This window comes from Caballeronia sp., from assembly GCF_028292365.1.
Lineage (GTDB): Bacteria > Pseudomonadota > Gammaproteobacteria > Burkholderiales > Burkholderiaceae > Caballeronia.
Genome location: NZ_JAQGMM010000065.1, coordinates 1 through 12,694, shown reverse-complemented (window position 1 = coordinate 12,694; position 12,694 = coordinate 1). Strand labels below are relative to the sequence as shown.

Sequence of the window (12,694 nt, the reverse complement as noted above, 5' to 3'; positions counted from 1 at the left end):
GGCAATCCTTCTCATGGGCTGCAGCGCGAGCGCCTCCGTTCGCTCACGCCGATAAAAGGTGGCGTGGCAGTTGCCTTCGAATGGAATCCATCGAAAAAGCACGCTCTTTCGAGAACATCGAAATTCGCCCCACGTTTAGTATCAGGAATCCGAAATTATGAAATGCGAGCCTACCATTCGAAGATCCGTGTTCGCCACTTCTTGTCAATCCGATTCCTCGCCGATTCTTCGTATAACCATTGCATTGGATACTCGATCATGAATTCCGTATCATCAATCCGGAGGCTCTGTCTCCGTATGTTTGGCGCGATCGGGCTGAGTCTCGCTCTCGCCTCGCCGGTCGTCTATACACCGCCCGCATTTGCCGACAATCCGTCTCCGTCGAACGCCGCCGGGGACACGTCGATTCGTCCATTTCACGCCCACTTCTCCGATGCCCAACTCGCCGACCTGCGCGCACGCATCGCGGCGACGCGGTGGCCCGACAAGGAGACCGTCGGCGATCGATGGCGTTGACATCCACTTCATCTGGGTGCACTCGCGCAACCCGAACGCATTGCCGCTGATCATGACGCATGGATGGCCCGGCTCCGTATTCGAGGAGCTCAAGGTCATTGGACCGCTGACCGATCCTGTCGCCAATGGCGGACGTGCGGAGGATTCCTTCGACCTCGTGCTGCCGTCGATGCCGGGTTACGGCTTCTCCGGCAAGCCCGTCAACACGCAATGGACGCCCGACCACATTGCGCGTGCGTGGGAAGAATTGATGCGCCGCCTTGGATACCAGCACTATGTCGCGCAAGGCGGTGACTGGGGCTCCGTGATCGCCGACAAGATGGCCGCGCAGAAGCCGCCTGGCCTGCTTGGCATCCACGTCAACATGCCCGCGACAGTTCCGCCGGCCATCGCGAAGTCACTGCAGGCAGGCAGTCCGCCGCCCGCCGGACTCTCCGCCAAGGAACGGGCCGCGTACAAGTCGCTCGACAATCTCTACACGCGCGGCGGCGGATACGCCGCCATGATGGTCACGCGACCGCAGACGATCGGCTATGCGCTCGCCGACTCGCCTGTGGGACAAGCTGCATGGATGTACGATAAATTCGCGGACTGGACCTACAGCGGCGGAGATCCCGAGCGCTCGCTGACCAAAGATGAGATGCTCGACGACATCACGCTCTACTGGCTGACGAACACGTCGACATCCGCGGCACAGCTCTATTGGGAAAATAACGCGAACAATTTCAATGCGGTCGATATCTCGATCCCGGCCGCGGTCACGGTGTTTCCGGGCGAGATTTACCAGGCGCCCCGTAGCTGGACTGAGCGCAGCTACCACAACCTGATTTACTTCAACGAAGTGAACAAGGGCGGTCACTTCGCCGCATGGGAACAGCCTCAGATTTTCGCGGAAGAGCTTAGGACTGCGTTCAAGACTTTGCGCTAAGATATTCTTATCACTTGGCCTGTCTGATCGCCGGATCGATGACCACCTGGCCCGTAGCATCGATCCGCTTTCGCTGGGAAAACGAAGGTCTGCTTTGCCGCCGGAGAATGAACCAGCCATACGCATAGACGGCGCCCGACCACGAGCAGTCATAGCGCAGTGCCGTGCATCGCCTACAATCGCTTTCTCATGGCCCATCAGGCTTGGCGATTCACTGCTAAGTCGTAGTTCCGGCAGCGCGACTTTAAACTGTGAAGGTATGAACTCGATCATCAAGCAGCTTGTCGATGAATTGCATGAACAGAGTATCTCCCTGCCGGATGGCGACGTTCGGACTGGCAGTTTTGGCGATTCCGAAGCGCTGTCAAATGCGCTCATCTTGCTCATCGCAGGCGGCATTAAGCGAGCGACCTCCAGTCTGCTGTGGTCGTGGAAATTCGAAGGCGACGCTTTGCCGAAAGCCGGAGACATCGAAATTGTTCTTGATTGGCATGGTCGACCTGCGCTGGTTCGGCGAACAGCGACTGTAGAGATCGTTCCGTTTGCGCGCGTGTCCGCCGAGTTTGCGGCGAGTGAAGGCGAAGGGGATCGTTCCCTATCGTATTGGCAGACGGAGCACTGGCGTTTCTTCTCTGACGAGTGCCTTCGGATCGGCCGGGTAGTGGATGAATCTATGCCTCTCGTGTGCGAGACGTTCGACGTGCTTCATGTATTGAGCCCGTTCAAGTCAAAGGCTGGCCGTTGACACCTGCCAATTGCCGGCAGGCAGCAGCCCCACTGCAAAGAGCCGTTCGCTTTGGGCGAAGCAAACGGCCATTCATGAGTGTTGCAAGTCCGATGTACCGTCAGACTAAAAATCCGAATGAACGGTGACGAAGGCGCTCAGCGGTTGACCGACATACGCACCTGCGGCGTTAGCGGCAATGAAATATCGACGGTCCGTGATGTTGTGCACGTTAAGGTCCACACCCCAATGTCGCGCCTCAAAGCCGAAGGCGGCATTCGCGATCACGTAGGAAGGGATCGAATTGACGTTGGTGATATCGCTATAGCTCTTGCCCAGATAGTTCAGCCCCGCACCCACGTGGAACCCGGGAATGCCGGCAATTGAAAAATCATACGTAGTCCACAGGTTTGCCATATACGCGGGGGCGCCCTGCGGATGATTGCCCACCGACGTGATGCCCTGGGGATTGTCGGTTATGACCGCGTGCTGGGCCGTCACGTTCGCCGACACATGCCAGCGGTCGGTGATGGCGGCATCCAGCGAGACCTCGCCGCCTTTCGTCTTCTGGCTGTCGAACACAACGGATTCCGCGCCGTTGAGGGTGACAAGCGTGGCGACGTTGTCTCGCGAAACATCGAAGAGGGCAGTGTTGAGAATCAGGCGATCGTCGAGGAACGCGAACTTGATGCCCGCCTCATACTGCAGCGCGGACTCGGGCGCGCCAATGCCGTTCTGGGTATTTTCGGAGTTGAAGTTGGCGAGATGGCTCTTAGATACACCGACGTACGGAGACATCCACGGCAGCAGTTTATATAGCGCCCCAATATTCCAGCTCACCGGGGCATCATCGCGGGTGTCCGTGACGCCAGCGAGGAGCGGCTGCCCTCCGGTCCCGAAGCGCCCAGGCACGGAGATGAGCGGCGTCAACGACGTGTCCCACCAATCCTTGCGTACCCCCGCGCGAACCTTGAACTTGTCCGTGACATCGATCTGGTCGGTAGCGTAAATGCTGTAGTAGTTCGCGGTGAGATGGTCGTCGTCGCAGGAGTGCTTCGCGTCGCACAGGAATGTCAGGTTGCCGACGGAGGTTTCCGGTGGAACCGGCGCGAACGCATCGGCAATGTTCGGAAGGTCAGCGGTGGAGCGCTTCGTGTCGATCGTCTGGTGCTGGTACTCGAAGCCGGTCAGCAACGTGTGAGCAACGCTGCCGGTTCCAAAGCGCCAGACCGGCTCGAACTGGTAGTCGAAGGTGTTGTCCGAATCATCCTGCTGACGCAATTGACGCCCTACTACTTCGCCATTGCTCACTTTCGTGCTTGTACTGTCGCCGTTGCCCAGCACGTCGAGCGATCGATGCAGGTATGAGAATCGATTGTTGATGGTGAGAATGTCATTGATCCGCCACTTATCTGAGAGCGTCGGACGAACGTAGTTTCCGTGAGCGAAGGCAAAGGGCGTGGAGTATTTCGCGTCGTTCGACACGTTGCTAATGGGCGTGCCGTTCAGATAGATCAGTCCATAAGAATCCGGGGTTTCATGGATCTCGCGCAGGTCCAGCGCGAAATCCACCGTGTGGTTATCCAGTTGCCATTGCAGCGCGGGTCTCACCTCATAGTCGTGACTGCTCAGGTCGCGAAACCCGTCCGAGTGCGAGAAGGTGGCATCGACCCGATAATTGAGACCCGCAATGCCCGTCGGGCCTGTGATGTAGTCGTTGTTCGAGACGGTTCCGAACGACCCGGCTTGCACGCTTGTTCCATAGTGCAATTCCGGTGAAGGCGTGTAGTGCACGATGTTGATCGTCCCTCCAGGCGGCCCACTGCCGAAGAGAGCAGACCCGGGCCCTTCCAGGACTTCAACGCGCTGGACACCATTGAGCGAGTGCGAGATGCCGCCGAGAAGGTCTCCATCGGAGTAGCCATCGCTGTAGATCTGGGCATTCAGGCCGCGGATCAGGAAGTGATCGTAATAGCCCTTCGTGTCCTGGCCGCCTACGTTGACGCCGCTCGCGTTGTTCAAGCCTTCGCGCAGCATGGTCGCGCCCTGCTGCGAAAGCACCGCGCGCGGAATGACCTGCGCGTTGGACGGCAGGTCCTCCAGTTTTGTGCCGGTCTTGCTGGCCGCGCTTACCTGCTTCGGGTCGTTGACGGTGTCGTCGCCGCTAAAAGGACTGTAGCTTGACAGCGCGGCGCCATGAACCTGAATTGGCGGCAAGGTTGCTGGTTGAGAGGCGTCTTGAACCTGCTGGGCGATGGCACGGTCGATTTGCGCAACGCCAGCCAGAAGGAGTAATCCGGTTCTCAAGTACCTGTGATTCACTTTCATAATATTTACATATCTCCTCTGTTTTAATTACGATCATTACTTGGTTTACGCATATGCCAATGTCAATCATTCGCATTAGCATTCCGGAATGCACTGCTAAACGGATCTCGATTCATATTTATTCCGGGACCGCCGCGGAACGATGCAAAAAAGTTCAGAGGCGATGCGTTCGAACGAAGTGCGACGTCACGGCAATGGATTAGCGTTGTTATTAGGTAAACGGCTTCGATCGGTGTTTTTCGGTCGCCGGTATGCGGCTTAAGCCGGCCCAGTTCGTCGGGGACTTGAATTGATTGAGGTTCTTCGATCGCATCCGTCGGCTTATCCACGTTCCGGCGACGTCGCCACCTTTGCGAATTCGATGCTTAGGACTGCCTTGATCTGGTGTTCGACGAACAGACTGGCTCGACGGGTACTCGCACGACCGACAGCGCCTCCTGGGGGTGAAAGTGCGGCGCGAGACCCTTTTACGTCAGACACTAGGGAATGCCTACCGTTGAGCCGCTGCCGTCCGGCGTCGTAGAATCGTGGCACATCGGTTTGGGGGCTTAGCAATGCGTCTGGCTTCTCGTTGCGATTTCACAGGCAATTTCAGCCGCGATTTTCAGCGCAAGACCCAGCTACGCCCGGCGTATCAACGCCCAGCGGTGTTTCAACCCGCTTCTCGCGATGGGGCCCGCGGCCTTCGCGAAATTGTCATCAAATCCGCTCCATGACCCCGCTCATTTCCGTCAAAAGGCTCAGCAAGAGCTTTCCCGGCGTTCGGGCGCTTCACGAAATCCAGTTCGAACTCGTGGCAGGTGAAGTCCACACGGTCATGGGCGAGAACGGCGCCGGCAAGTCGACGCTGATGAAAATCCTGGCCGGCGTGTACACCCGGGATTCCGGCGAAATCCTCTGCGACGGCCAGCCCGTCAACTTCGCAAGTCCGCGCGAGGCGCAGGCCATGGGCGTCTGCATCATCCATCAGGAACTGCAGTTGATGAACCATCTGAGCGTCGCCCAGAATATGTTTATCGGCCGGGAGCCGCGCGGACGCCTCGGCCTGTTCCTCGACGAAGAGAAGCTCAACGCGCAAGCGGGCAACATTATTGCCCGCATGCATGTGAATCTCGACCCGCGTGCCCTTGTCGGCACCCTCACCGTCGCCAGTCAGCAGATGGTCGAGATCGCCAAGGCCCTGTCCTTCGATTCGCGTGTCCTGATCATGGACGAACCCACCTCGGCGCTCAACGACGCCGAGATCGCCGAGCTCTTTCGCATCATCCGGGAGCTCAAGAACCGGGGCGTGGGCATCATCTATATCTCGCACAAGATGGACGAGCTGAAGCAGATTTCCGACCGCGTCACCGTGTTGCGTGACGGGGAATATGTAGCCACCGTCACCGCTCGCGACACTAGTGTCGAATCGATCATCGGCATGATGGTCGGACGAGCTTTGACGGATGCCGCGCCTTCCCAGAGCGTCGCAGGCGCAGGCGAGATCGCTCTAGAAGTTAAAAATCTGAACGCCGGCCCGCTCGTCAGGGACGTGAGCTTCGTGCTGCGCAAAGGCGAGATATTGGGCTTTGCCGGGCTGATGGGTGCCGGTCGAACCGAGGTCGCCCGCGCGGTGTTCGGCGCCGATCCGATCGAATCGGGCGAAATTGTCGTGAAAGGCGCAAAGGCGACGATCAGGACGCCGGCCGACGCGGTAGCGCGCGGTATTGGCTATCTCTCGGAAGACCGCAAGCGCTTCGGTCTTGCGACGGGAATGGACGTCGAATCAAACATTGTGATGTCCAACCTGGGCAAATTCCTGTCGTTCAACGTTTTCTTGCGCCGCAACCAGATACGCCGGACAGCGGCCCACTTCATCAATCTGCTCGCCATTCGCACGCCCTCCGCGACGCAGGAAGTGCGGCTCCTGTCGGGCGGCAATCAGCAGAAAATTGTCATCGCCAAATGGCTTGAGCGAGACTGCGACGTGCTCTTCTTCGACGAACCGACGCGCGGCATCGACGTCGGCGCCAAGAGCGAAATCTACAAGCTGCTGCGCTCGCTTGCGGACCAGGGCAAGGCGATCGTGATGATTTCATCTGAACTGCCGGAAGTCCTGCGCATGAGCGACCGCATTGTCGTGATGTGCGAGGGTCGCATTACCGGCGAACTCTCAGCCACGGAGGCGACGCAGGAGCGCATCATGCAATTGGCGACGCAGCGTGAAACCTTGAAAGCGGCATAAGTCTTTAGAGGAGCGGTCCGTTTTATGACACTGCCATCGGATACTTCGGCGCTGGGTAATCAGGGACGGGCGTCCGCCCTGAGAGCCCGCCTCTTCTCGCCGACCGCCTTGCAAAAGCTGCTCGCTTTCGGGAGCCTCGTCCTGCTGCTGGCGTTTTTCAGCTTCGCCTCGCCCGCTTTCATGCAGATGGACAACATGCTCGGGATCCTGCAGGCGACTGCGGTCAACGGCGTTCTGGCGATCGCCTGCACATTTGTCATTATCACGGGCGGCATCGACTTGTCCGTCGGCACGTTGATGACCTTCACGGCCGTTATTTGCGGCGTATTCCTGACCTATTGGCATTTGCCGATGTCGATCGGTGTGATCGCTGCAATCGCCACGGGCGCGCTATGCGGGACCATTTCGGGCACCCTCACGGCGAAAATGAAGATACCGCCCTTCATTGCCACGTTGGGCATGATGCTGCTGCTGAAAGGACTCTCGCTCGTTGTATCCGCGGACAAGCCTATCTATTTCTCCGACACCGAAAACTTCTACAGGATCTCCCAGGATTCGCTGATCGGCTATTTGATCCCGAGCCTGCCCATTCCGAACGCGGTGCTGATCCTGTTTTTCCTGGCGGTCGTGAGCTCGATCACGCTTAACCGTACGGCGCTTGGCCGCTACACCTTTGCACTCGGCAGCAACGAAGAAGCGGTGCGCCTTTCCGGGGTGAATGTCGACAGGTGGAAGATCGCCATCTATGGCCTGAGCGGTGCAATCTGCGGCATCGCCGGCCTGCTTATCGCGTCGCGCCTGAATTCGGCGCAGCCGGCACTCGGTCAAGGTTACGAACTCGAAGCGATAGCCGCCGTGGTGATCGGTGGAACCTCGCTCAGCGGCGGGTCGGGGACGATCCTGGGGACGATCATCGGCGCCTTCATTATGAGCGTGCTGACCAATGGACTGCGCATCATGTCGGTCGCTCAGGAATGGCAGATCGTGGTGACTGGTCTCATCATCATTCTCGCGGTCTATGCCGATATTTTGCGGCGCAAGAAAGGCTGACTGAAGCGAATTAAAGCTGACGCTGCACGGGACAAAAGCAAGAAATCAAGAAATCAAGAAAAGGGAGCGCCAAGGCTCCCCCAACGGCTGAAGGTTAGTGGCCCACCTTAGGAGGAGAACCACCATGTTGAAAAGAAGACTGATCGGTGTCGTAGTCGGCGTTGGCGCGCTCATTGGCGCGACCAGTGTGGTGCGCGCGGACGAACCTTATATTCCGCTCATTTCGAAAGGCTTCCAGCACCAGTTCTGGCAGGCCGTCAAAGCCGGCGCAGAACAGTCGGCGAAAGCGCAGAACGTCCGGATCTCGTTCGAAGGTCCGGAGACCGAGGCCATGGTCGACAAGCAGATCGACATGCTCTCGGCCGCGCTCGCGAAGAAACCTCAGGCGCTCGGCATTGCCGCGCTCGATAGCAAAGCGGCCATTCCGCTCCTGAAGCGCGCGCAGTCCAACAAGATACCGGTGATTGCCTTCGACTCTGGCGTCGACAGCGACATTCCGCTTACCACTTGCGCGACGGACAACGTTGCCGCGGCCGCGCTCGCCGCTGACAAGATGGCCGAAGCGGTCGGCAATTCCGGCGAGGTCGGCCTGATCGTGCACGACCAGACCAGCCGCACCGGCGTTGATCGCCGCGATGGCTTCCTCAATGAGATGAAATCAAAACATCCGAACATCAAGATCGTCTCGGTCCAGTATGGCGGCGGCGACCATTTGAAATCGGCGGAAATCGCCAAGACGATGATCCAGGCCAATCCCAACCTCAAGGGCATTTTCGGCTCGAATGAAGGCTCGGCGGCGGGTGCCGCGATCGGGGTCAAGGAGTCGGGCAAGAAGCTCGTCCTGATTGGCTATGACTCCGGCAAGGAGCAAAAGGAAGACATCAATTCCGGCCTGATGTACGGCGCCATTACGCAGAACCCGATCGGCATCGGCAAATGTGTCGTCGACTCTGCGGTGAAGGCGCTGAAGGGCGAGACGCTGCCCAAGAAGGTCGATACGGGCTTCTACTGGTACGACAAGAGCAATATCAACGATCCTAAGATCTCAGCTGTTCTCTACGATTAACCGTCGCTCTTAAGGCGCGACGAGAGCGGAAGAAGGGTCGCGGCGCTTGGCCGGCACCACGGCCCTTGTTGTTCATTGAGGAGATAGTCAGATGCCCACGATCACCAAGCTGTCCGTCCGGGACATCCGGTTTCCGACCTCGCGTTCACTCGACGGCTCCGATGCGATGAACGCCGCACCGGATTACTCCGCCACCTACGTGACGCTCGAAACCGATTCCCCGACGGGGCTCACAGGCCATGGCCTCACCTTCACCATCGGGCGCGGCAACGAGATTTGCGTGAGTGCGGTAAAGGCGCTTAGCCCCCTTGTTGTCGGCAAGACGCTTGAGGACATTGCCGCGAACATGGGCGCGTTCTGGCGCGCGCTGACGTCGGATAGCCAACTACGCTGGATCGGCCCGGACAAGGGGGCGATTCATCTGGCGACGGCGGCCGTGGTGAACGCGGCCTGGGACCTGTGGGCCAAATCGGAAGGCAAACCGGTGTGGAAACTGCTTGTCGACATGAGCCCCGAAGCGCTCGTGCGCTGCCTCGATTTCCGCTATGTCACCGATGCAATCACGCCGAATGAAGCCATCGCCATCCTGCACCGCCATGCAAAGACCCGGGGCGAGCGCGAGAAAGAGATGCTGGCGCACGGCTATCCTGCCTACACAACCTCAGCCGGCTGGCTCGGCTACGACGACGACAAGATCCGCCGGCTCGCCCGTGAAGGCGTGGCGCAAGGATGGACGCACTTCAAGCAGAAGGTGGGCGGCAATATCGAGGAAGATATGCGCCGGGCTCGCATCCTGCGCGAAGAAATTGGCGAAGACCGCAAGCTGATGATGGATGCGAACCAGGTGTGGGAAGTCGATGAAGCCGTCTCGAACATGCGGCGTCTGGCGGAATTTGATCCGTGGTGGATCGAGGAACCCACGAGCCCCGACGACGTTCTCGGCCACGCGACCATCCGCCAGCGGATTCGCCCCATTGGCGTCGCGACGGGCGAGCATTGCCAGAACCGGGTGATGTTCAAGCAGTTGCTGCAGGCGCAGGCAATCGACTTCTGTCAGGTCGATAGCTGCCGCCTGGGCGGGCTGAACGAGGTGATCATCGTGCTGCTGATGGCCGCCAAATTTGGCGTGCCCGTGTGCCCGCACGCGGGTGGCGTTGGTTTGTGCGAGTACGTCCAGCACATTTCGCTGTTCGACTATATCTGCGTGTCGGCGTCGCTGGAAAACCGGGTGCTCGAGTATGTCGATCATCTACATGAGCATTTTGTCGATCCGGTTGTGATTCGAAACGGCCGATACATGCCGCCGCAGCGGCCGGGGTATAGCATCGAAATGCACGCGGCGTCGCTCGGTCAATATGACTTTCCTGACGGTCCGGCCTGGCGGGTCTGAGACGCTTGGGGATCGTCTTTAGCCACGGGCCTGTTCACTCGTCCCGCACGAGTGAACGGCCGCGGCGCCTTTCAGCAGCTCACCGCGTTGTTGGGCGTTCGAAGGAACACCAACCGGTCGCGTTACCGGCTAGATGTTCGGATGAAGGTCGCGAACCGGGCTCACCGCCTCCAGTTTCGACGCGAGGTACAGGATCGTAGACTCAGCCAACCAGCTCGATACCAGTTGCACGCCGATCGGCAGACCGTCCCGGCTCGTGCCGAACCTGATCGACAACCCCGGAAGTCCGGTCACATTGAACGGCACTGTGGCGCCCTGGATCTGCACGGCGGACACGGACTGGCCGTTGATGACGATTTCCGACAACCCATGTGCATGTGCGGGAATAGGCAGCACAGGGCAAAGAAGCGCGTCATAGCGCTGGAAATAGTCGGCGAAGCCGTCCCTCAGCCGCTCCGCAGCCTGCTCGGCGAGGATGAAATCGCGCATGGTCGTATCGGGCGTCGCAAGCATGCCCTTGGATATCTTGAACATCTCGCTTTCGTGGCCAGCAGTCGCTTCCGCGAAAGCGGGCTTCATTTCCATGACGTGCAGCCGATTGAAAACATCAAGGCTATTGTCCCGCTCGAGCGCCGGGATACGCACAGGCTCCACAAGGCAACCGGCGCCGTGAAGGGCTTCTGCCGCCGCCTGCACGGTTGCGGCTACCTCAGCGTCGATCGGCCCGAAGCCGGGCTCGACCAACCAACCCTCGGTCCGGCGAGGCCCCGACCCCTGCGTCGCTGTTCTCGTCAGGCTTTCGTACGCGTGGCGCCTTGCGCCGGCGTCTCACCGAGGTCCGACACATTCACCTGTCCGGCCTCCTCGGCCTGCCAGCGGCGACGCGAGCGAACCATCGTCTTGAGCGCGAGTCGCGCCATCTTGACCCAGCCGAGCGGCCTCGGATCGGCGAGCATGCTGAGCGCGCGGGCGTAGTCGAGGGTCAAGCCGGGCGTCCATGCCATCGTTGCCGCGCGTTTGCGCACCTGAGCGGCGACCCACAATTCGGGCGTCGACATCACCCGCACCAGCGGTTTCCAGCCGCCGGACTTTGCCCACACCCGCGCCGACGCACCTTCGATCGCCGCTTCGAGCGCGCGCGCCACTGTGCTCGAGCAATTGCGATACGTCAGGTTATAGGTCGTGTCCTGCCGATACGCCCCCCAAAACCGTTGCAAGCGCTCCGGATCATAGTTGCGGATACGCACCTTGACGGTCGACTCGCACCACGCGTTCGCCTCGGTCCGGTAGTCTGGCTGGAAGACACCCGGAATGTCGTTCTCCCGAGTCGCACGCAGCATGCGCCCGAATTCCTCTGGCGAGCGATCGATTTCCGTGCCGGGATACAGGCTGATATAGATACCTTCAGGCGACTCCAGCGCCGCGTGGCCGGTGGATATCGCGCCGTTCCGGTCGACGGCCGCGATATAGCGGTTCACGATCGCACGTGGCTGCGCCTCGGCCTTGGCGGTGGCGGCCGGCATCCAGACGTGAATGGTGAGAGCGCGTTCGTCGTCCGATGGCGGGCCGTCCCATTCCGTTACGCTCGCACCGGCCAGTTTCGTTTCGGGCGCGGCGGCAGGCGTCGGCACGGCATCCGCCACCGCGGGGTTGTGCTCCATCCGGCGCACGCGCATGGCGAGCAGGATCATGTTCCAGCCGCTGAACAGCAGGCCGAGCGACACGCAGTATGGAATCGTCCCCGCGTACTGCACGGGATAGGGCAAGTAGAAGATGAACGCCACCACCATCTCGAACACGCCACCCGCGATGGCGAGACGCCAGCGCCGGAACCGCACGATTCTGGCGGAAATGATCTGCAGTACACCGTCGGCGAAGAAAAGCGTACCGAAGATCATCGCGAGGATAAAGTTGGCGTGCAGCGTGCCGATCAGGATCAATGTGGCTGCCAGCGTGAAGGCCGAACCCTTCACGTAGCGCAGCTTGCGCTGCCCGCCCATGCCGGTCCACGCGACGGCCAGCGTCGAGAGGCCTTCGAGCAGCAGCAGGAAAGCGAACGGCTTGAGCGGAAAGTAGAGCGAGCCGTCCATCATGTCGATGAACACTTCGACGCCCAGCGCGACGCTGAGCCATCCCGCCGCCATCAGCGCCTTCCATCGTGTGCGCAGATAGTCGACGCCGAGAAGGATCATGACGAGTCGAACCATGAAGAACCTCCGTGAGGGGGCGGCACCGGGCGGCGCGGATTGTCTAAATATAGCAGCGCGACACTCGCCGTGTGGTGCGCCGAAATCCGGCGATGACCTTCCTCAAGCCATCAGGGGACGATCGAAAGTCGTAGCTGAACCGCCGTTCAATCGCTATCAAGCGAACGATCGAGTCGGGCCGGGTGCGGAACTTCGTTATCGAACAAAGCCTGGCCAATTGCAGGCGTTCGACACCGCCCGTCAGATCGCGGAGAATCGGTT

At 59.8% G+C, this 12,694-nt stretch carries 9 protein-coding genes and 1 pseudogene; 7 read left to right on the top strand and 3 right to left on the bottom strand.

The window, feature by feature from the left end:
- The first annotated feature begins 297 nt into the window (after positions 1 to 297).
- Both JWR14_RS03905 and JWR14_RS03900 read left to right on the top strand, forming a co-directional pair.
- Positions 298 to 1,444: pseudogene (locus JWR14_RS03905) on the top strand (epoxide hydrolase family protein).
- 259 nt (positions 1,445 to 1,703) lie between these two features.
- Complete coding sequence (locus JWR14_RS03900; protein ID WP_299701654.1) at positions 1,704 to 2,189, top strand: ASCH domain-containing protein; 486 nt, start codon at positions 1,704 to 1,706, stop codon at positions 2,187 to 2,189.
- Between the two features lie 105 nt (positions 2,190 to 2,294).
- Here the strand turns inward: JWR14_RS03900 and JWR14_RS03895 are convergent, their stop codons facing one another.
- Positions 2,295 to 4,496 (bottom strand): TonB-dependent siderophore receptor, encoded by a 2,202-nt coding sequence (locus JWR14_RS03895; RefSeq protein ID WP_299701651.1) that lies wholly within the window; start codon positions 4,494 to 4,496, stop codon positions 2,295 to 2,297.
- A 712-nt stretch (positions 4,497 to 5,208) separates the two neighbouring features.
- Between JWR14_RS03895 and JWR14_RS03890 the strand changes: the two genes are divergently transcribed.
- The 4 genes from JWR14_RS03890 (at position 5,209) to JWR14_RS03875 (ending at position 10,226) form a co-directional block, all read left to right on the top strand.
- On the top strand, positions 5,209 to 6,720 hold the full coding sequence (locus JWR14_RS03890) for a sugar ABC transporter ATP-binding protein (protein WP_299701648.1): 1,512 nt from the start codon (positions 5,209 to 5,211) through the stop codon (positions 6,718 to 6,720).
- Positions 6,721 to 6,744: 24 nt separating this feature from the next.
- Positions 6,745 to 7,770: an ABC transporter permease gene (locus tag JWR14_RS03885; protein WP_299701645.1), complete on the top strand. Its 1,026-nt coding sequence runs from the start codon at positions 6,745 to 6,747 to the stop codon at positions 7,768 to 7,770.
- A 124-nt stretch (positions 7,771 to 7,894) separates the two neighbouring features.
- Positions 7,895 to 8,836, top strand: coding sequence for an ABC transporter substrate-binding protein (locus JWR14_RS03880; protein ID WP_299701642.1), 942 nt, complete (start codon positions 7,895 to 7,897; stop codon positions 8,834 to 8,836).
- A 91-nt stretch (positions 8,837 to 8,927) separates the two neighbouring features.
- Positions 8,928 to 10,226 (top strand): L-fuconate dehydratase, encoded by a 1,299-nt coding sequence (locus JWR14_RS03875; protein ID WP_299701639.1) that lies wholly within the window; start codon positions 8,928 to 8,930, stop codon positions 10,224 to 10,226.
- Positions 10,227 to 10,355: 129 nt separating this feature from the next.
- Here the strand turns inward: JWR14_RS03875 and JWR14_RS03870 are convergent, their stop codons facing one another.
- Together JWR14_RS03870 and JWR14_RS03865 are read right to left on the bottom strand one after the other, a co-directional pair.
- The gene (locus JWR14_RS03870) at positions 10,356 to 10,970 is read right to left on the bottom strand and encodes an amidase family protein (protein ID WP_299701636.1); all 615 of its coding nucleotides are present in this window, start codon (positions 10,968 to 10,970) and stop codon (positions 10,356 to 10,358) included.
- 47 nt (positions 10,971 to 11,017) lie between these two features.
- The gene (locus JWR14_RS03865) at positions 11,018 to 12,433 is read right to left on the bottom strand and encodes a DUF308 domain-containing protein (protein ID WP_299701633.1); all 1,416 of its coding nucleotides are present in this window, start codon (positions 12,431 to 12,433) and stop codon (positions 11,018 to 11,020) included.
- Between JWR14_RS03865 and JWR14_RS03860 the strand changes: the two genes are divergently transcribed.
- A partial coding sequence (locus JWR14_RS03860; protein ID WP_299701630.1) for a hypothetical protein occupies positions 12,432 to 12,694 on the top strand: 263 nt, incomplete at its 3' end. The genes JWR14_RS03865 and JWR14_RS03860 overlap by 2 nt on opposite strands.

What these genes read in the sequence shown, in the direction of transcription:
- JWR14_RS03900 (WP_299701654.1), top strand. Translation starts at nt 1,704, where the DNA reads ATGAACTCGATCATCAAGCAGCTTGTCGATGAATTGCATGAACAGAGT.
- JWR14_RS03895 (WP_299701651.1), bottom strand. Translation starts at nt 4,496, where the DNA reads ATGAAAGTGAATCACAGGTACTTGAGAACCGGATTACTCCTTCTGGCT.
- JWR14_RS03890 (WP_299701648.1), top strand. Translation starts at nt 5,209, where the DNA reads ATGACCCCGCTCATTTCCGTCAAAAGGCTCAGCAAGAGCTTTCCCGGC.
- JWR14_RS03885 (WP_299701645.1), top strand. Translation starts at nt 6,745, where the DNA reads ATGACACTGCCATCGGATACTTCGGCGCTGGGTAATCAGGGACGGGCG.
- JWR14_RS03880 (WP_299701642.1), top strand. Translation starts at nt 7,895, where the DNA reads ATGTTGAAAAGAAGACTGATCGGTGTCGTAGTCGGCGTTGGCGCGCTC.
- JWR14_RS03875 (WP_299701639.1), top strand. Translation starts at nt 8,928, where the DNA reads ATGCCCACGATCACCAAGCTGTCCGTCCGGGACATCCGGTTTCCGACC.
- JWR14_RS03865 (WP_299701633.1), bottom strand. Translation starts at nt 12,433, where the DNA reads ATGGTTCGACTCGTCATGATCCTTCTCGGCGTCGACTATCTGCGCACA.